This is a genomic window from Psychromonas sp. (genome assembly GCF_983033635.1).
Window position 1 is genome coordinate 18532 of record NZ_CEZLMY010000023.1, and the last position, 19525, is coordinate 38056.

Genomic DNA, 19525 nt, shown 5'->3' on the forward strand with positions numbered 1-19525 from the left:
GCTGATTTCAACAGGCGTGCCGTAACGAGGTCCTTCACCGAGCAAGTTATGCGGTACAAAACTGTCACCATCAAACTGCCATAAATATTCATCTACCGAAAAAGCATCTTGCTGATTGTCGGTATAAATAAATACTTTCCTATTTTGTAAATAATAAAATGCAGCAATAGAGCAAGCTTGAGCAAAGTGGCTGCTCAAGCTTCGAGTATCTGATTCCTGCTCTTCAGGAAAAATATAAAAAACAACCTGACTCATTATTTAACTGTTTGCTTCTGTTGTTTCATTTTCACTACGGTTAATCAAAAACTGTGTTAATAATGAAACAGGACGACCGGTAGCCCCTTTGTTTGTTCCTGATTTCCAAGCGGTACCTGCCACATCTAAATGCGCCCAATTGTAATTTTTAGTAAAGCGAGAAAGAAAACAAGCCGCTGTGATTGTGCCGGCAGGGCGACCGCCAATATTGGCCATATCAGCAAATGGGCTATCAAGTTGTTTTTGGAATTCATCATCCATTGGCAGTTGCCATGCTTTATCGCCAGACTGATTTGAAGCATTTAACAATTCATGTGCAAGCCCTTTATGCGGAGTCATTAAGCCGCTGATATTATGACCTAATGCCATAATACATGCGCCAGTTAAGGTGGCGATATCAACAACACATTCAGGTTCAAAGCGCTCTACGTAAGTCAGTACGTCACATAACACCAAACGGCCTTCAGCATCTGTATTTAATACTTCCACCGTTTGTCCTGACATAGTCGTTAAAATATCACCAGGGCGATAAGCGTTACCTGCCGGCATGTTTTCAGCACCCGCTAAAATACCAATCACGTTAATTGGCAGATTAAGTTTTGCCAGCGCTTTCATTGCCCCATAAACACTGGCTGCACCGCCCATATCATACTTCATCTCATCCATGCCTGCGCCCGGTTTTAATGAGATACCACCTGAGTCAAAGGTCAGGCCTTTACCGACCAGTACAATGGGCTTTTGATCGCTTGAAGCGCCGTTGTAATGCATTAACGACATATAAGCGGGGTGATCTGAACCTTTAGCTACAGCTAAATAACTGTCCATTTTTAACTCAGCCATCTGCTCTGTATCGACAATTTCAGTGCTTATTTTTTCAAAACGCGTGTCGAGGGCTTGTGCCTGCTCCGCTAAATAGAGCGGCGTACAGATATTCGGCGGCATATTTGCTAAGTCTTTACAGGCCTTAGCACCAGAAGCAACCGCTAAACCGTGTTGTAGTGCTAGCTCTGCGCGAGTTAACTCTTTGCGGCTTGGTACATTAAAAGTCAATTTACGCAGTGGGCGACGAGTATTCTCTTTATTAGTTTTGAATTGATCAAAGCTATATAACGAATCTTGCGCAGCTTCAACCGCTTGACGCACAGCCCAATAACTATCGCGACCTTTAATATGTAACTCAGAAAGAAAACAGATAGCCTCTAATGAGCCTGTATCGTTGAGCGTGGCAATCGTTTTTGCGATGATCTGCTTATATTGGGTTTCTGTGAGCTCTCGCTCTTTACCGCAACCTACCAGTAAAACACGCTCACTTAAGACATTTGGAACATGGTGTAAAAAGAGTACCTGGCCGACTTTACCTTCGATATCACCACGGCGTAACAGAGTACTTAAATACCCTTCACTAATTTCATCAAGCAGCTCACCTGCATGTGATAAGCGACGAGGTTCGAATACGCCAACAACAATACATGCACTGCGTTGCTTTTCTGGGTTACCACTTTTTACGAAAAATTCCATATCTATCCTTAATGCCGTGATTATATTGATATTAACTGCTATTTTTATAAAAATGCAGTTATTATAGAAGCTGGTGGATCTTTAAAATTCTTCTAAACGTATAAAAATAGCAATTTTACCGTATTTGTTTGCTTAATCCACTAAAAATAGCAGTTTTACAATCTTTCATAGAATCTTATTTTACACTGGAGAGCCGGGTGATACTTCTTCGTTATTTAATGGTGGAAACATTTAAAAGCCAGGTTGGTATCCTGTTTGTTTTGCTTCTTATTTTTGTCAGTCAAAAATTTATCGGAATTCTCGCGAAAGCGATTAATGGTGTTATCCCACCTGATTTGGTGATGACCCTACTTTACTTAAATCTGCCCACATTGGGTACTTTAATGTTACCTATCGGTTTTTATCTTGCAGTTTTGTTTGCCCATGGACGACTGCATAGTGAAAGTGAAATGGTGGCGATGACCTCATGTGGTTACAGCCCCAATAGCGTGCTTAAAGCTACGCTATTATTATCATTTTTTACTTTTATTTTTGCTTCCTTTAATAGTTTATACCTTGCTCCACTTGCTGAAGATGAGATGGTTGCAGTTATTGAAAATGCAGAATCAGACGCTGGAGCTGCAACCCTTATTGAAGGCCGTTTTCATAAAACCTCCGATAAAGGTGGTGTTGTTTACGTTGAAAAATATAGAGAAGGGCAACAGTTAGAAAAAGTGTTTGCCGCGCACTGGCCGAAAGAGCAAGATCGAGCTCCTTCAGTATTAACAGCCCTAACGGGCAAGGTGGAAGATAAAAAAGATGGTACTTGGCTTACCCTGTTTGATGGGCAGCGTTATGCGGGAAAGGTTGGACAATATGAATTCGATAATAGTGTATTTGATCGTTACGAAATACATATAGCAAACCGTGAAGTACAAAATAAAAAACGTGGTGTGGAAGCTCTGCCGACCGAACAATTATTCGGGGTAAGCAGTGCAAAACATCAAGCGGAGTTACAGTGGCGTATCGCTATTCCTCTGTCAATTTTACTGCTGACATTTATGGCGGTGCCATTAGCAAAAGTAAATCCTCGGCAAGGTAGATATTCAAAATTACTGCCTGCCTTGGCACTCTACTTAACATACTTTTTATTGCTCAGTACGGCAAAAAGCCTTATTGAAGAGGGCACCTTGCCTGTATTAAGTATTTGGGTGGTGCAGATTGTCTTCTTTATCACAGGTGTTATTTTGCATCTGCAAAGTTTAGGTAAATTTGTCAAAATTGGTTTACGTAAAGCGAAGTCTGTTAAGCCGGCTCAGTAACAGTATTTAACACGGAATTACGATTATGGGTATTTTAGACCGCTATATAGGTAAAACGATTTTGGCCTCAACTTTTTTAAGTCTGTTTGTTTTGACCGGCTTAAGCGGCATTATCAAGTTTGTTGAGCAGATGAAAGGTGTAGGACACGGCAGTTACGATGTTTGGGCTGTGGCCTACTTTGTTGTACTTAAAATGCCGGTAGAAATTGCAGTGTTTTTTCCGATGGCAGCTTTAATTGGTGCTTTAATTGGCTTAGGCAGCTTAGCGAGTAGCAGTGAACTCGTGGTGATGCAGGCAGCGGGAATATCAAAACTACGTATCGCAGGTGCGGTATTAAAAACGGCTGTGCCGATGGTCTTAGTGGTGATGGTACTCGGGGAGTTTGTTGCTCCGAAAACAGATAAAGAAGCCTACTCGATGCGAGAACAGGCGAGGCGTGGTCAGCAGGTCGTAAGCAATAAATACGGTGTTTGGGTAAAAGATGCTAATTCATTTGTCAGTATTGGGCGTATGAACAGCAAAGCTGAACTGTTTAATGTACAGCTGTATTTTTTTGATAAAAAGATGCAACTTGATCGTGCCGTAGTCGCACAAAAAGCAGTTTATCAACAAGGCTCTTGGTTATTACAAAATACTAGCAGAACATTTTTTAGCGCGGATAAAACAGAAACAGAAAAACTGCCAAAATTTGTCTGGAAAACCGAACTGACTCCGAAAAAGTTAGAAGTGATATTAAGCGATCCTGAAAAAATGTCGATGCGTGATATTTATAACTATATCACCTACCTTGAAAGCAATGAGCAGGATGCCAGTCGATATTGGCTGACTTTTTGGCGTAAAGCGGTATTACCCTTTACCATTGTCGTAATGATGTTACTTTCCGTTTCTTTTATCTTTGGCGGTCTGCGTACTGTTACTATGGGGACTCGATTGATCTTTGGTATCGGCAGTGGTTTTATCTTCCATGTATCAGGTGAATTGTTTGGACCTTTCAGCCTGGTTTTTGACTTACCACCCGTGTTGGGAGCGTTATTACCCAGTTTGCTCGTATTAGGCATTGCTATGTATTTATTGAAGCGGCAAAGTTAGATCGCCAATAAACAAAAATGCCACGTACTCTTATATCAAGGTAATGTGGCATTTTTTATGTGGTTTATAGCATGTTAGCATGGATAGATTACTTTTTATCCTGTTCCATAAAAGCCAAGCCTTTAAACCCTTTCCAACTGCTTAACTCTTTTGTAAGTACAACCACTTCACATTCAGCCCATAAATCCTGAAATGCATTCGTATTTTTAAACAGTGCTGAAATATTACCCAGACCAAAAGCCGATGTTGCCATACGAATTAAAGATTGCGTAAAGCTGATATTGCTACCATCACTGTTTTGCACACGCAAACGCCATGCTTTCATGCCAATGGTTTGTCCAGCTTTGCTCCAAAAGTAGCCGTAAAAAGCGATAATAACTGCAGCTAAATAACCCGCAAAAATCAGGTTGTTTGCCAAATAATCAGCAATATCTTTATAAGCATCGAGGTTAATGATGCCCATTTTATTGCTAATAATAACGACCAAAACAGCAAAAATAGTTGCCAACATCAGCAGTGCAGTAATAGCAAAAAGATCGTAAATATATGCGCCTAAACGCTTTAAAAAGTTGGCGCGCGGACAGCTTTGATATTGTTCCTGTAAGGTTGGTTTATTACTTTTTTTGGGGTTACGTTTGGCCATGATAGTTCCTTAAAAGTGTGAGAAGTCAGTGTAACAAAAGCAAAAACCGTTGGCATTTATTATTCGAAATAGGCTTTGCTTAAAGCAACTTGTAGTCATTTATATGAGCAAGTTAACAGCACTTTATAATAAATTGTTGTCTTTTTGAGCGGTTGACGATTTAGCTTGTGAAAAGCCTTGTCAGAAAAGAATGGCTAGGTATAATCATTTTGTCTTATCAGTCATATATAGTCTTTTAAGATCAAAAATTAGCCGCTGTGATGAAATTGGTATACATAGGGGATTCAAAATCCCCCGTCGAAAGACGTGTCGGTTCGAGTCCGACCAGCGGCACCAATTTAAAAAAACAGACTTAACAGTCTGTTTTTTTTCGCCTAGAATTTATTAACACTCTTTTTTAGCTAGGTTTCTTCTCTGCATGTTCAAAATAAAGATATAAGTGCTGAACAGATAATTGAAGCTATCAATGCTTATCCTACAATGCGGTAAGCGCAAGTTTTCGTTAATATGAGCGCAAGCAGCTTTAAAAGAAGATGCAATGCGATTGCTGTTTATCATCCTAATCAAGGCGGTAAAAATGCAAAATACCCAGTTAGAGGGAAACATAGCCGCATCAATTTAACTGAAATAATTGCAGGCAAGCACCCTTATTACCAAACTGACAAACTGCGTCGCAGGTTAATTTCTGAGGGTGTTAAAAAACATGAATGCGAGATATGTGGGATAAAGGAGTGGTTAGGTCAAAAGGTGCCAGTTGTACTTGATCATATAGATGGAAATAACAGTAATCATGTACTTAATAACCTAAGAATCATTTGCCGCAATTGTGATGGAAACCTTGAAAATTTGCGGATCGAAATAAAGGTTAATTCTAAAATAATTTTTATGAGGATTCAAAATCCGTTTTCTTCGCAGGTGACGCTTCAACTCTCTATTCCAAGATAGCGGTCACCATACTTTAAGCCCTTGCTTATGCAGTGATTTTTTGTATCTAGTGCTTAGTAAATTCCTTTTTCATAATAACTGCCTGTCCATATCCCGTACGTAATTCAATCTCAGGCTTTGCAATATCTGCAATTGTTAAAGCTAGTACTTTTCCTTTTTTCTTCTGTCTGTTTGTTGCTGGCTTGTTTCACTGTCACTTTAGCGCTCGGCTGTGCATAACTCTCGTCAATCTGGAAGTGCGCAAGTATTTTTTAGCGTTCTCAAAGAGTGTTTGTTGTGTGTTAAAAGAAAGCAACAGATTTTGTTATTGACCCAATAAAGACAAGGCAATTGTTCATATAATAGTAATTGTTTATATATTATGCTAACTCATACTTTCAGTGCGGAACGAGAAGTGTACTAACTTCGATCGATAAAGCAGCAAAATATCACTGTTTAGCAGATGCGGGACATAAACAGTAAGTATTTCTTATCGTTCTCAATGTGAGTTTGTTGCACGCCAAAGGGGAGCAACAGATTTTGTTAGTGACCGTGGTAATAGCAATGGTAATTGTTCATATATTGCTCTAACTCACACTTCTTGCGCAGAACAATAAATAAACTAATCCCGATCAATAAACCAATAAAGTGTCAGCGGGTAACAAATGCTGCACATAATCATGGTTTATTTCAGTGGAATTAAAATCATTTTAGGCTGATGTCCAGGACTATATCAAAAGTTACTAACATCCCATAAATACGTTTTAATCCCATGCCAATCAATTAGATAGCCTCTCTGATAAGCAGTTAAGTGGCATCGGTTTTAAATTAGTACATTGATGTGCTTTGTTGTGACAAATGAGGGTGCACTCTTAAACCATCATAAGTTTGTAAATAGATAAAAGGGATTTTTAAAATGAAGAAAATACTAATCGCGTTGTTCGGCCTCAGTTTATCCATCGGGGCAAACGCAGCCTGTTTAAAACATCTGGAGAAAGGTGCGCCCAGCGCAAGTGATCAACAGTTATGTCGAGCAGGTTATGCAGTTGGCTATAATTATCAAAATAAGGTTGCGGATTGGGTTGCTTATCATATTACCCGCGATAGCGTAAATGCCTTCTTTGAGCGTTCAAATAACTTCAAAACAGACTATGAACTGCCAGCGGCTAATCGTGCAGTAAGTGGCGATTATACCAAAACCGGTTATGACCGTGGTCATCTGGCTCCATCTGGCACTATGGATTTCAGCGAAGAAGCGATGAAGGAAAGTTTCCTGATGTCGAACATGGCACCGCAACTGCCTGGCTTTAATCGCGGCGGCTGGAAAGGATTGGAAGAGAAAGTACGTCAATGGGCCAATGACTATGACGAGTTATATGTCGTTAGCGGTCCTATCTGGGACGGTAATGAAACTTATATTGGTAACGGAGTCTATATTCCTAACTCTTTCTACAAGGTTATTCTTGACCCTTACTACAATGATGCAATTGCTTTTATCATGCCGCACAGAAAAGTATCGACTTCAGAATTGCCAGGTTTTATAACCACTGTTGATGAAGTTGAAAGTCTGACTAATCTTGATTTCTTCAGCGAACTGCCTGACAGCACCGAAAACAGTATTGAAGCTGTCGAGTGGGAAATGTGGTAATTAGTTAAAAAGCCGCCTCCTCTGGAGGTGGCTAAGGCTTGCCTTTTACAAGGCAAGCAAGCTGTATAAGATGGGCTGCACTTTTTATTTAAAATAAAAGTGTTATAGAACGAAAATAGATGTGAATCATAGTAATTGCTGTATTGCTGTCTCATTCTGAAAATACTGATACAGCGGCCTGCCAATTTTGTAAAAAATAACGCTATAGAGCATGATAATGAATGACATTGAAAATAGCTTGTTGCCAGCAGTGACTGTCAACAACGGGATTGTTACCACTTGTAATGATACATTTACAGAGCTGATTGGTTTTAGCCCGCTTGAAATTATTGGTACTCGCTTAGAAGATAAATTATCTATAGTAGCTGATATTGAGGAAGATAAATTTACGCTTAAACAGCTATTTTCAGGTGTAAGTTCAAGCGAACTTGGTATGTTTACTATGGGGACGATAAAAGATAAGTGTCATTATGCCTTACCCGTTAAAGTGCATTGCCATTATGCTCAAGGTGGCGGCGACACATTTAGGTTGTGTTTTCGGGTTTTAGAAAATAAATCCAAAGATTGCATTACCGGTCTTCCTAATGGCGTAGCTATGAGAGCCAGAGTCATTCATCACCTTCAAAATCCAGCTGTTTCGGTAAGTAGTTTGGGGCTGATTATTTTAAGTGTCGATAATTTTTCAACCATTAATTTTCGATATGGCTTTGAAGTTGGTGATGATTATTTATCTGTATTGGGTAAAACGCTGCAAGCAGTGGCCCAAGGTGTCGGTTTCGTGGTGCGTTATGCTAATGCGAAATTTGGGATATTAGTGGAAGATTATAATGGCTTATCCTCGCAACAATTCAGTGCGCATATCGCTCAGTTCTGCCATACACTGTGTCAAACAGTAGCGAAACCCTTGATACTCGATAATAATCTTAAGATTAGTAAGTATTTTAGCATAGGGGTAAGTGCGCAAAGGTCATTTTATGATAGTTATTTTGCCATGGAAATAGCGACTGAAACGGCAATGCTTGAAGCAAAAAAACACAGCGTTACAAAATACTGCTTAGCAACAACTCAAACAACAGATGATTTACTGACCAATAAACTTATTATTGATGAATTTCCTCGTGCGATAGAGCTGCATCAGATAAATATACATTATCAACCTCAGTATGAATTTAGCAGTGGCAAGCTGATTGGCTTAGAAGCACTGTCGCGCTGGTGCCATAAGGAGTTAGGCAATGTTTCTCCTGATGTGTTTGTCGGTGTTGCCGAAGATATAGGTTTACATTTTGAGTTTGATTTATGGGTATTTACTCAAGTCTGTTGTCAAATAGTTGAATGGCAGGCACTGGGAATTGAACCGCCTCGAGTCGCTATTAATATCTCATTTAAAACATTGGAAATGGCGATATTTATTTCTCGTATAAGCGATGTTATCAAGCAGACAAACTGCCCGACAAGGCTAATTGAAATTGAAGTTACTGAAACAGCTTCCATTAATAATATAAAAACGCTGGGCGATAATATTCTTGAGGTGAAGAAACTGGGCATAAATATTGCGGTGGATGATTTTGGTTCAGGCTACTCTTCCTTAAGTCTTGTACGTACTTTCCATTTATCATTGAATAAATTGAAAATTGATCGAACTTTGATCCATAATATTTGTAATACGGCATTAGATCGGGAGTTTGCTAAACATATTATTGGCCTGGGCAAAGTACTACAAGTTAAGGTGCTAGTCGAAGGTGTTGAAACTCGAGAGCAGCATGATTTATTGAAGCAGCTTGGTTGTGATTATGCACAGGGTTATTATTTTGCTAAAGCGCTTTCAAAACAACAAACGGAGCAGTTAATTCGTCATGAATTGCTGCAAGATAATATAACTTCATATTAATGTTTAATGTAATATTCATTAGCAGTATCAAATCCCCATAAGCTAAAAAAGCCAATTTCCCTATCTATTGATAGTGAAATTGGCTTAATAATTTTTCTGCTTTATTAATCTAAAACAGCTCTATTTTACCAGTTATGGTGGTGATATATGGCGTTATAATAGAGGCGTTCATAATGTTTAGCTGAATTTGACCAGTAGAAATGAGAACGCATCCCTTGTGTTTTTAAGCGTTTCATCTCTTCAGGATGTTCTACATACAGGAGTAAGACACGGCGCATCAAGTTAAGTAATTGATTAGGATTGGTATCGTTGAAGACAAAACCATTTGCATTATCCGGCTCTTGATCATAATCCAAAACTGTATCTTTTAAGCCTCCCACCCCGCGAACAATCGGCAGTGTGCCATAGGCAAGACTGTATAGCTGATTTAACCCGCAAGGTTCAAAGATGGAAGGCATAATAAAGAAGTCGGCACCCGCTTCAATCATATGCGATAGTTTATTGCTATAAATATCGATAAACTTAAATTTATCAGGAAAATGGTTAGCAATCGCATTTAATTGCCCCGTAATAGCAGGATCGCCCGAACCGATAATCACAATCTGCAGGTTATGTTTTAACACTCGCTCTAACATCGGCAGCAGCAGGCCAAAGCCTTTTTGCTCGGTAAGCCGGCATATCATACCAAAAACAGGATTATCACTTTCAGGCAGGCCTACCTCTTTTTGTAACTCTCTTTTGCAAATCTCTTTACCACTGAGATCATCAGCGGAGAAGTTTGCGGGTATTAAGGTATCTGTTTCCGGGTTCCAATCATTATAATCACAACCATTTAAGATTCCTTCAAAATCATGAATTCGTTCAAGGAAATGGTGTGACATACCATGTGAACCTAAGGTGGTTAGCAGTTCACTAGCGTAGTTGGGACTTACTGTGTTGATTTTGTCACTGTAAGTTACCCCTACTTTTAAGTAGTTGATGTAACTGTAATTCTCCAAAACACGCTCATCCATACAGGAGCTAACTTCAGGAATCAGGTTGAGTTGAGATTTATCAAAGATGCCCTGATAACAAGCGTTGTGCGTCGTTAATACCGTTTTTGTGTGGGTAAAGCGGTAGTGATCGTGGTAACGGGTTTTCAACAGGTAAGGAATTAATCCTGTATGCCAGTCATTACAGTGAATAATATCAGGGGTGAAGTCTAATGCATCACACGCTTGCAGGGCGGCCAAGCTGAAAAATGCAAAACGTTCGCCATTATCCTGGTAAGCGTGATGATCTTCACCGTATAGCCCAGGTCTGTCAAAGTAGTGTGCGTTATCAATGGTTAAAACAGGAATGCCGTCTAAATGCAGCTCATGTACTTTAAATTGAATATCTGGGCGGGCGTGATCAGTATTTAATGTTAAGTTTAAACGATGTTGTGCATGTTCGCGATGATTGATGCTTCGGTAAAAAGGGGTGACAATTTTAACTTCGTGACCCAGATTACGCAGTTCAATCGGTAATGCTTTCGCGGCGTCTGCTAAACCACCCGTTTTTGAGAATCCTTCAACCTCTGCTGAAACGAAAAGAATCTTTAGTTTTCTATGATCCAATGGAATACTCCCTTGACAATTTTACCGTTATATATAGAAGTAAAAAGCCACAAATTATTGCGAGATATGAGGAAAAGCCACAAATTATTGCGGCTTATAATCATTAAGTTAAGTCTAGGTTAAAAGCCGATTTTAGCACCTTTAGGGATAACAACGATACCTTCATCTGAAACGGTAAAGCGTTTTTTATCATCCTCTAGATTAATACCAATTCGTACATTATCTGCAATTGATACATTCTTATCAATGATAACCTTACTTAGTCTGCAGTTTTTCCCGATTTTGGTATCACCTAATAAAACAGAATGAGAAATTGTAGAGTCTTGTTCAACAAAACAGTTAAAACCTAAAACGGACTTTTTAATTGTTGCCCCTTTGATAAAACAGCCATCGGAAATCTGTGATTTTCGGATTGTACAGTTAGAGTCATCACCATTTCTAAAGTGAGCAGCAGGCAGTGCAGGGTAGTGGGTATGCATTGGCCACTTGCGGTTGTATAAGGAAATCGGCGGTTCAGACTTAATTAAGTCCATATTCGCTTGCCAGTATGAATCAATATTACCTACATCGCGCCAGTAAGCTTCGCTTGTTTCCCCTGGAATTGTATTTTGCGTAAAGTCATAAACGAATACTTTACCTTGCGGATAAAGATAAGGAATAATGTCCTTACCGAAATCATGGCTTGAATCTTCCAATGCCGCATCTCGAATCAACTCTTTTTGCAGCTCTTTGGAGTTAAATACATAGTTACCCATTGAAGCTAAAACATGATCAGGATCCCCTGGAATTGTTTTTGCATCTTCAACTGCTGGTTTTTCAGCAAAACCAATCATACGCCCCTCTTCATCCACTTCGATAATACCGAAGTGGTAAGCTTGCTCTTTAGGTAGTTTGATCGCTGAAACCGTCAGTGTTGCGTCTTTTTCCTCGTGGTATGCAATTTTTTGGCGAATATCCATTTTATAAATATGATCACTGCCAAAGATGCAAATAAGCTCAGCATCATCAGATTCAATGAATTGCAAGTTTTGATAAATCGCATCAGCAGTGCCGCTATACCAATGTTTGCCCATACGCATTTGCGCAGGGATCGCATCGATAAAAGTATCAGTAATACTGCTTAATTCCCACGCTTCGGTAAGATGTTGATTGAGTGACTGAGATTTAAATTGTGTTAATACATAAATACGTAATAAGTCAGAATTTACAAAATTATTTAAGACACAATCGACTAATCGGTAACTGCCGCCAAATGGTACAGAAGGTTTAGTGCGAGATTGTGTTAAGGGGTAAAGACGCGAGCCTTCACCACCCGCTAAAATCATAGAGAGAACTTTTGCCATGTTAGAAACCTATTTCAGATAGAATACAAAATGTTTATTTAACAACTTCTGTTGTTAACGCTTTTGTTTTATTAATCGCTAAAGTCGTTTTTTTTAAAGCAACAGTTTTATCAGTCGCTAAAGCCGCTTTTTCAAAACCAACTTTACAGCCTTTGGCGATTACAACCACGCCATTCTCTGATACAGTAAACTTCTTACGATCTTCTTCCAGATTTTCCCCAATAACCGTTCCTGGCGCAATTTCTACATCTTTATCAAGAATAACTTTATTTAGACGTGCACCGCTGCCTATTTTGGCATTACCTAAGAAAATGGATTCTTTGATTACAGCACCCGTACAGATATGGCTACTGAAACCTAAAATAGAGTTTTCAATCTTTGCACCGTTAACATAAGATCCGGCACCAATCATAGATTTCGAAATATCACTAACCGAGTCAGCTTCGTCACGGAATGTCGCAGGCGGTAGCGGTGGGTGGTAGGTGTGCAAAGGCCAGTTTTTATTATAAAGAGAGAATGGTGCCTCATCTGCAAGCAGTTGCATATGCGCTTCCCAGTATGAATCGAGACTGCCTACATCACGCCAATAGGCCGTTTCTGGCTCCCCTGGGATATAGTTATCACTCAACTTGTAAACAAATACTTTCCCTTTCGGATAAAGTTTTGGAATGATGTCTTTACCAAAATCATGACTGGAGTTGCTATCGGCTGCATCATCATATAACTCTTTTAGTAGAGAATCAGATTTGAAAACATAGTTACCCATTGAGGCTAATACGTGTTTATCATCACCTGGAATGGTTTTTGCGTCCTCAACAGAAGGTTTTTCTGTAAAACCAATCATACGACCATCTTCATCTACTTCAATGATACCGAAGTGATAAGCCTGTTCTTTAACAACTCTGATTGCAGCAACGGTCAAAATTGCTTCTTTGGCTTTATGATGTTCAACCATTTGCTGGACATCCATTTTGTAGATGTGATCACTACCAAAAATGCAAACGTGATCCGGGGCATGTTTTTCGATAAATCGTGCATTTTGGTAAATCGCATCAGCAGTGCCTGAATACCAATTTTTATTCACACGTTGCTGTGCTGGAATTGCTTCAATGAATTGTTTTGCAATCCCTGATAAGCGCCATGCTTTACGTAAATGAATACTTAATGATTGAGATTTGAATTGTGTTAATACGTAAATTTTCATTAACTCGGCATTAACAAAATTATTTAATGCAAAATCAACAAGGCGGTAATTACCACCAAAGGGCACGGCTGGTTTAGTCCGTGTTTGTGTTAAAGGGAAAAGACGTGAGCCTTCTCCCCCTGCAAGAATCATAGCAAGAATTCCAGCCATAAATTTCTCCTGAAAAGGGGGATAAATATTATGTGTTTTTTTACATAATGCTTTTGCAATTATTCCTTTTGCAATCAATCCTTTTTACTAATATCCACACCACGAATAGTTAGCTTAGATAATTAGACCCTAACAAAAGATATAAACACATATAAGGGCGTAGTTTACTGTTTGTTGATGCATGTCAAAATTTTAAACTTATTGTTTTCTTGAGTTTTATGTAAAACCGGAAACGCTTTGTTAAGTAAAGGTTCATATTTTAAAAATTTATTTGCAACAATGGACAGTGTGCCTTTCTCTTTTAAAAATCTAGGTGATTGATTTATAAATGTTTCTGCGGCTACGTAATCGGTTTCTTTACCCGAGTGGAAAGGAGGGTTAGAAAGCAGAGTGTTATATTTTTTACTGACATCAGAAAAAACATTGGAGGGGAAAACATTACCTTTAAGTTTGTTTTTTATCAAAGATAGTTTTGCACTTTCTAATGCATAAGAGTTGATATCAATAAGATCTATTTCTAAATGAGGGTATTTCTTTTGAATGTAACAGGCTATAACACCTGCGCCACAGCCAAAATCAAGCACCGAGCCAGACATCTTTTCGGGTAAATTTTGCAATAATAACTCACTGCCTTTATCTAATTCCCCATAACTAAATACCCCTGGTAGCGAGCAGATCTGCAGCTCAATATTATTGATATTTATCGGGTAGGTTTTTATCCATGACGCTTGTTCAAAGGGGGGGACGCTTTTATTTAACTCACTATATAAAATGCTACAATGGCGGGCAGAGTCAATGGCATTGACTGATGTTGAATAAGGTTTTAATAACGTTCCTGCACTTTTAATACCACATTTTTTTTCGCCAACTAAAATAATAGCTGCACCCTGCTGTAAATGCGGGCTAAGGCTGGCCAGTAAATATTGCGTTTCCTGTTTTGCTTTCGGTAAAAAAATTAACAATAGATCGAATTTTTTTTCTCCTTGGTAATTAGCGGTGAAATATAGTTCAGAGGCGCTTAATTTATTAGACAAAGCGCTATAATAACGATAATCGCTAAAGCAGAAAGTGGTTGATTGAGCCAGTGTTTGTAAATGTATTGGGTAATCATCATCAATGTTTCCAGCAACTAACATATTTTTATTAGCAAAAAGAGACTCATTGCGTTGTAATAGCTGACTGGGATTTGAATATGTTTTGTTTGCGAGTGACATTATGTTTTCCTATGTTTAACATACACCTTTGCTTTGGTGTGGTTTTTTATCTGCGGCATATAATGGTCCATTATATGCCGACTCGTTCACAGATTAAAATATTTAGTAGTTAAGGGATTGAATGAAATTTACGGATAAATTTACTCTGACAACCATATCAGTTGTATTGACATGTATTGCATTAGTTTTGGTTGGCGGACTATTTAGTTTGCGTGCTTTGTCGCTTAAATATCATCAGCAACGTATGGACAGTATTATTAATGTTATTGAGCGTCAATTAGATAAAAATGTTGAAAAAAATCAATTTGATATGTGGTTGCCGGATCTGCTTGATGCATCGGGAGTTGTTCGTTTACAAATAAAGCGGCAAGACAAGGTGCTCTACCAGAATTATTATGAAAATCGTCATTTTTATCCAAACAACTTATTGTTACGCTATCAATACCGGTTAGAAAAATATCCGCATGTTACTTTAATGTTACAGACTCGCCAGCCCTATGATGATATTAATTTTTCAGTTGTGCCATTATTGGGCGTTTCATTGGCAATCTTGTTTAGCTTAGTGTTATTGGCCTTTGCAATACATTGGATTAAAAAGCAATTTAAAGGTGCAGAGTTACTGGAGAGAAGGGCTAAGTACCTTTTACAAAATAACCCGACAGCACGGACTGCACAGCCTGGTGAATGGCCGAAACTGGCAAGTGAAGCGTTGGATCTGTTATCTAATCAGATCGAACAAAGTAAAAAAGAGCGAAGTTATTTTGATGCTCATATTCGTGGGCAAGCTTTTTTAGATGAAACTACGGGGCTGGGAAATAGTTTAGCTTTTGAAAACCGTCTAGATGCGTTAGCAACAGATCAAAATATATTTTCGAGCGCTTTGTTACTTATAAATATTTCTGAATTAGATTCGATTACTGTTCAACTGGGAACAGATATCCGTGATCAAATGCTTCTCCAAATTACTGAGCTTTTAACTACATTTTCAATGCGTTATGACGATCAGTTTCATGGGCGAATTTCGAAATCAGAATTTGTTTTGATTATCCCGCAGATGTCTTATCAGGAAACGGAAGTCGTTGCCAAGCAATTAACCAAATTACTTTTTCAGTTACAGCTTCCCGAGTCTGTTTTAATTGATGAATTTTTTCATATCGGTGTTGTCAATTTCCATTATGGAGCCAAACCTCTGCTGATTATGGACGATTTAAACCGTGCGTTATTAGTTGCTGTACACCAGAAAGTAAGCGGTTGGTTTTTAGCTGATCAAGAAGAGCAACATACCAGCTTGTCAAAAGGCACCGTAAGGTGGCGCACATTACTTGAAAATGTTTTAGAAAATGATGGCGTATTACTTTATCAGCAGGAGGTTATCTGTCGAGATGGTCTCAATGAACTTTATTCTGAACTTTGGCCGCGTATTAAAGGGGAAGATCAAAAAATTATAGCCGCGGGCACTTTTTTGCCGATGGCTGAAAAGTGTGGATTACTGGAAAGTTTTGATCAAAAAATGTTAGATAAAGTGTTTCCGTTACTTGTTTCACGTGGCGAGTTAAGTCTGCCCATTGCTATAAATTTAAGTGCCCGCATTTTAATGGATAAAAGTAGCCAGCAAAAGCTTATCTATCAACTTATGCAACTACCTCGCCGATTACGTAATAACTTAGTGATTGAGGTTTCAGAGCACTTATTGGAAAAAAGTTATTTTTCACTTCGCTCTGCGTTAAATGCAATTCAGAAAATAGGTTGTAAAATTGCCATTGATAATGTTGGTAAATCAGTTGTTAATACCGAATACATAATTGATTATAATATTGACTATCTGAAACTCCATGCGAGTTTGGTACGTGATATTCATTTACGTAAAACGAATCAAATCGCTTTGCAAAGTTTAATGGCAAGCTGTTTAAATAGCCGGGCTAAAATCATTGCCGTTGCTGTTGAAAATAATGAAGAGTGGAAATGCCTGCTTAAACTTGGTGTTTCTGCCGCGCAGGGGACGTTTTTTTCAAGCGTACAACCTTTGTCGATATAACCCTTTTAGCTTATATGGGGGGATTATTCGCGCAATTTCCCCTACATTTTATGGTTTGCTTAATATATTTCATAAATATTAATAGAATCTGCGGGTTAATCACCTATTATTGACTGCCGAGTTGTCGTTTATTGAGAAAAATAAAACCAATATGTTTAAAACTCTTTTTTCTAAAAAATCACCAGCCCAAATTAGCCTGTTTTTAGGGATGAAGCGACTTGCTATCTGTTTATTAGAAGATGGCCGAATTCGTTTACTTGCTCAAGCAACTGTCTCATCCGATTCTCAGTGGCCAAAAGTGTTTGAATCATTCGTTAATGAGCACAAACTTCACAATTCTCAAGTGTCGGTTGTATTAAGTCGGGACTTTTACCAGACGTTTGATATTGAAAAACCAAAAGTTGAAGAAAATGAGTTAATGGCAAGCCTGCCTTTCGCCATAAAAGATCTGGTTTCCGAGAGCATTTTTGATTTGGTTGTTGATTATTACGATAGGCCTTTTCAGCAGCACAAGGGGAATCAAATAACTGCGGTGTGTGTTCCTAAACAGCGTATTCTCAGCATACGCGACATGGTTTTAAAATATGCCATGAAGCTTAAAGAGATCACTGTTGAAGAGTTAGCATTAACCCGCTTATTAGGTAATAGGGCAGAGGTAAATCTTTTACTTTCACAACAAAATAATGAATTAGTGTTAACCGTGGTGAAAGAGGGACAACTGTTTTTTTCACATCGTTTGCGCGGATTTAATGAGTTACTGGCACTGCCACTTAGTGATGTTGAAAATACGCTGTTAGATGGTTTGAGTTTAGAATTGCAGCGTGCACTTGATTATATTAATTCGCAACTACGCATTGCTTCAATTTCTCATCTGTATTTGGCGCTTGTTTGTCCTGATATTAACTTGTTAGCTGAAAAGTTAGGCAGTTATTTAGCAAAAAATGTAGTGCCGTTTGGCGAAAAAGATCAGTACGATTTTTCCAATATTCTTGCCTATGGCCTGTTAATGGAAGGTGAAGATAAATGAAAAAACAGATAAACCTTTATCAGCCAAGTTGTTATCCAAAACGTGAGAAAGTAACTTTTAAACAATTTCTTCTATTAACTGGGATTTGTTTGTTTTCAGTGCTTGTTTTACATCTTGTTTTAAATAAGCAATTTGCAAAAATACAACAGATGACACAACAGCAAAAAGCGTTATTAATGATAAAAGAGAGTGAATTGAGCGTGTTGGTCACTGAATTACAAAACAATCGTGCGCCTGAATCTAAAATTAGAGAGCAGCTTGCTCTGCAGGCCGAAGTTGATGCAAAGCAGCGTTTATTAGGCAGTTTAGCAGGTATTGAATTAGGTATTGTGGTGAGTTTTTCTGAATTAATGAGAGGTCTTTCGTTAGCGAATATGCGTACTATTAGTATTGATAACTTTTCGATAATTGAGGGGCGTTTAAATATATCAGGGCAAGCAAAACAGAGTGATTCAGTGCCGTTATGGTTAACCAAAATTCAAACAACTAAGGAGCTAGCTGGCATCGCTTTTGAAAAATTAAAAATATCAGATAACGCCAAAGGTTTCTCTTTTCAATTAAGTAATGATCTTGAAAATAAAACAGTTAAGGCGCAAGCACAATGAGTCGGCTTAACTTTACTGAAATTGAAAAATCTTTTAATAAGATGACTTTGCGTGAACGTATTATTATATTTGGCGCCGTGTTAATTTGTGTTTTTTCGATTACCTATTTTTGGATGCTAGATCCTGCGATGCTTAAACAGGCAAAAGCCCAGAAAACGTTGCAGTTGAGTTATCAGCAAGAAGATAAATTAAATAGCGAAATTGCAGAGATCACACTGCGTCTGCAAAAAGATCCGCTGCAAGAAATTAATAATCAAATCGCCTTTTCTTTGCAGACATTAGAGGCATTGGATAAACAGTTAGATGAAAAATTAGTAAAGTTTATTCACGCGCAAAAAATGCCAATCGCATTAACCAAAGTGCTTAGCAAAAGCCCTGGTGTTAAAGTTGAGTCATTAACCACATTACCTGTTCAAGCATTTAATTCATCGCAAGGTATTGCAGGCGGGGAGCCTGTAAAAAATCTGTTTTATAAACATACCTTAGAGATTCAATTGATTGGCGATTACAATGCCATTTATCAATATTTGCTAAACCTTGAAACCTTGCAGGAAAAGTTTTATTGGTTATCACTTAGTTATCAAGTAACGGATTATCCGCTTGCAAAGGTGACGATTCAGATTTACACCTTAAGCGATCAACAGGATTTAGTCAGTGGTTAAATATACTCTTTTATTTTGTTTAATAATTAGCGTTAATGTAATGGCAGATGTGGCGCAGTTAGCTGATCCGACCAAGCCTTTAAATTACAAAACTAAATCGCTTAAGAAAGAGTATCGTTCTGCGTTGCCTCAATTACAAAGCATATTGACTGAAGGTGAGCAGCGACGTGCTATTTTAAATAATAAATTATATAAAACAGGCCAATGGGTGAATGGATATCAAATAACCCATATTAAAAAAGATGTGGTGCTATTACGTTATAAAACCAAATCATACAAGTTAGCTTTATACCCAAAAAAAGAGCGCTTTATTAAATAAACGCCTTATTTGCGTTATGGAAAATACAAAAAATGAAAAAAATTCTTTCAATAAGTTGTTGTTTTTTATTCTTAACAGCTTGTCAGGCAACGAAAAAAAAC

Annotated in this window: 17 protein-coding genes and 1 tRNA gene; 11 read left to right on the forward strand and 7 right to left on the reverse strand. The window is 38.2% G+C overall.

The features are described from left to right. The coding region (locus tag AC4GME_RS05145; protein WP_490379095.1) for a DNA polymerase III subunit chi at nucleotides 1-255 on the reverse strand (255 nt) is incomplete at its 3' end. A gap of 3 nt (nucleotides 256-258) precedes the next feature. Further along, nucleotides 259-1773 (reverse strand): leucyl aminopeptidase, encoded by a 1515-nt coding sequence (pepA, locus tag AC4GME_RS05150; RefSeq protein ID WP_490379096.1) that lies wholly within the window; start codon nucleotides 1771-1773, stop codon nucleotides 259-261. 197 nt (nucleotides 1774-1970) lie between these two features. Between pepA and lptF the strand changes: the two genes are divergently transcribed. Together lptF and lptG are read left to right on the forward strand one after the other, a co-directional pair. Further along, entirely contained in the window at nucleotides 1971-3074 is a 1104-nt protein-coding gene (gene lptF / locus AC4GME_RS05155; protein WP_490375544.1) for an LPS export ABC transporter permease LptF, read from the forward strand. A 25-nt stretch (nucleotides 3075-3099) separates the two neighbouring features. Beyond that, nucleotides 3100-4164, forward strand: coding sequence for an LPS export ABC transporter permease LptG (gene lptG, locus AC4GME_RS05160; protein ID WP_490375543.1), 1065 nt, complete (start codon nucleotides 3100-3102; stop codon nucleotides 4162-4164). A gap of 88 nt (nucleotides 4165-4252) precedes the next feature. Here lptG and AC4GME_RS05165 read toward each other — a convergent pair whose 3' ends face one another. Continuing rightward, nucleotides 4253-4807 carry an RDD family protein gene (locus AC4GME_RS05165; protein WP_490375542.1) on the reverse strand — a complete coding sequence of 185 codons (555 nt, stop codon included), beginning with the start codon at nucleotides 4805-4807 and terminating at the stop codon, nucleotides 4253-4255. Between the two features lie 251 nt (nucleotides 4808-5058). Between AC4GME_RS05165 and AC4GME_RS05170 the strand changes: the two genes are divergently transcribed. The 4 genes from AC4GME_RS05170 (at nucleotide 5059) to AC4GME_RS05185 (ending at nucleotide 9267) form a co-directional block, all read left to right on the forward strand. Next, nucleotides 5059-5143 (forward strand) — tRNA-Leu (locus tag AC4GME_RS05170). A gap of 171 nt (nucleotides 5144-5314) precedes the next feature. Then, nucleotides 5315-5752, forward strand: coding sequence for a hypothetical protein (locus AC4GME_RS05175; RefSeq protein ID WP_490375541.1), 438 nt, complete (start codon nucleotides 5315-5317; stop codon nucleotides 5750-5752). Nucleotides 5753-6647: 895 nt separating this feature from the next. After that, nucleotides 6648-7379 (forward strand): DNA/RNA non-specific endonuclease, encoded by a 732-nt coding sequence (locus AC4GME_RS05180; protein ID WP_490375540.1) that lies wholly within the window; start codon nucleotides 6648-6650, stop codon nucleotides 7377-7379. Between the two features lie 217 nt (nucleotides 7380-7596). Next, complete coding sequence (locus AC4GME_RS05185) at nucleotides 7597-9267, forward strand: putative bifunctional diguanylate cyclase/phosphodiesterase (RefSeq protein ID WP_490375539.1); 1671 nt, start codon at nucleotides 7597-7599, stop codon at nucleotides 9265-9267. Nucleotides 9268-9392: 125 nt separating this feature from the next. Here AC4GME_RS05185 and glgA read toward each other — a convergent pair whose 3' ends face one another. From glgA to rsmC, 4 genes are all read right to left on the reverse strand, one after another. Beyond that, the gene (gene glgA, locus AC4GME_RS05190; RefSeq protein ID WP_490375538.1) at nucleotides 9393-10865 is read right to left on the reverse strand and encodes a glycogen synthase GlgA; all 1473 of its coding nucleotides are present in this window, start codon (nucleotides 10863-10865) and stop codon (nucleotides 9393-9395) included. 119 nt (nucleotides 10866-10984) lie between these two features. Beyond that, nucleotides 10985-12208 (reverse strand): glucose-1-phosphate adenylyltransferase, encoded by a 1224-nt coding sequence (gene glgC / locus AC4GME_RS05195; protein WP_490375537.1) that lies wholly within the window; start codon nucleotides 12206-12208, stop codon nucleotides 10985-10987. Between the two features lie 34 nt (nucleotides 12209-12242). Then, nucleotides 12243-13562: a glucose-1-phosphate adenylyltransferase gene (gene glgC / locus AC4GME_RS05200; protein ID WP_490375536.1), complete on the reverse strand. Its 1320-nt coding sequence runs from the start codon at nucleotides 13560-13562 to the stop codon at nucleotides 12243-12245. A gap of 164 nt (nucleotides 13563-13726) precedes the next feature. Further along, a complete protein-coding gene (rsmC, locus tag AC4GME_RS05205) occupies nucleotides 13727-14776 on the reverse strand; it encodes a 16S rRNA (guanine(1207)-N(2))-methyltransferase RsmC (protein ID WP_490375535.1) in 1050 nt (349 codons plus the stop codon). 121 nt (nucleotides 14777-14897) lie between these two features. Between rsmC and AC4GME_RS05210 the strand changes: the two genes are divergently transcribed. The 5 genes from AC4GME_RS05210 to AC4GME_RS05230 all read left to right on the forward strand — a co-directional run bounded on the left by AC4GME_RS05210 (nucleotide 14898) and on the right by AC4GME_RS05230 (nucleotide 19424). Continuing rightward, the gene (locus AC4GME_RS05210; protein ID WP_490375534.1) at nucleotides 14898-16811 is read left to right on the forward strand and encodes an EAL domain-containing protein; all 1914 of its coding nucleotides are present in this window, start codon (nucleotides 14898-14900) and stop codon (nucleotides 16809-16811) included. A gap of 151 nt (nucleotides 16812-16962) precedes the next feature. After that, entirely contained in the window at nucleotides 16963-17838 is an 876-nt protein-coding gene (locus AC4GME_RS05215) for a hypothetical protein (RefSeq protein WP_490379097.1), read from the forward strand. Further along, a complete protein-coding gene (locus tag AC4GME_RS05220; protein WP_490375532.1) occupies nucleotides 17835-18443 on the forward strand; it encodes a hypothetical protein in 609 nt (202 codons plus the stop codon). The genes AC4GME_RS05215 and AC4GME_RS05220 overlap by 4 nt, the downstream gene beginning before the upstream one ends. Beyond that, nucleotides 18440-19105 (forward strand): hypothetical protein, encoded by a 666-nt coding sequence (locus AC4GME_RS05225; RefSeq protein ID WP_490375531.1) that lies wholly within the window; start codon nucleotides 18440-18442, stop codon nucleotides 19103-19105. Before AC4GME_RS05220 ends, AC4GME_RS05225 begins: the two co-directional genes overlap by 4 nt. After that, on the forward strand, nucleotides 19098-19424 hold the full coding sequence (locus AC4GME_RS05230) for a hypothetical protein (RefSeq protein ID WP_490375530.1): 327 nt from the start codon (nucleotides 19098-19100) through the stop codon (nucleotides 19422-19424). Before AC4GME_RS05225 ends, AC4GME_RS05230 begins: the two co-directional genes overlap by 8 nt. Nucleotides 19425-19525 lie beyond the last annotated feature (101 nt).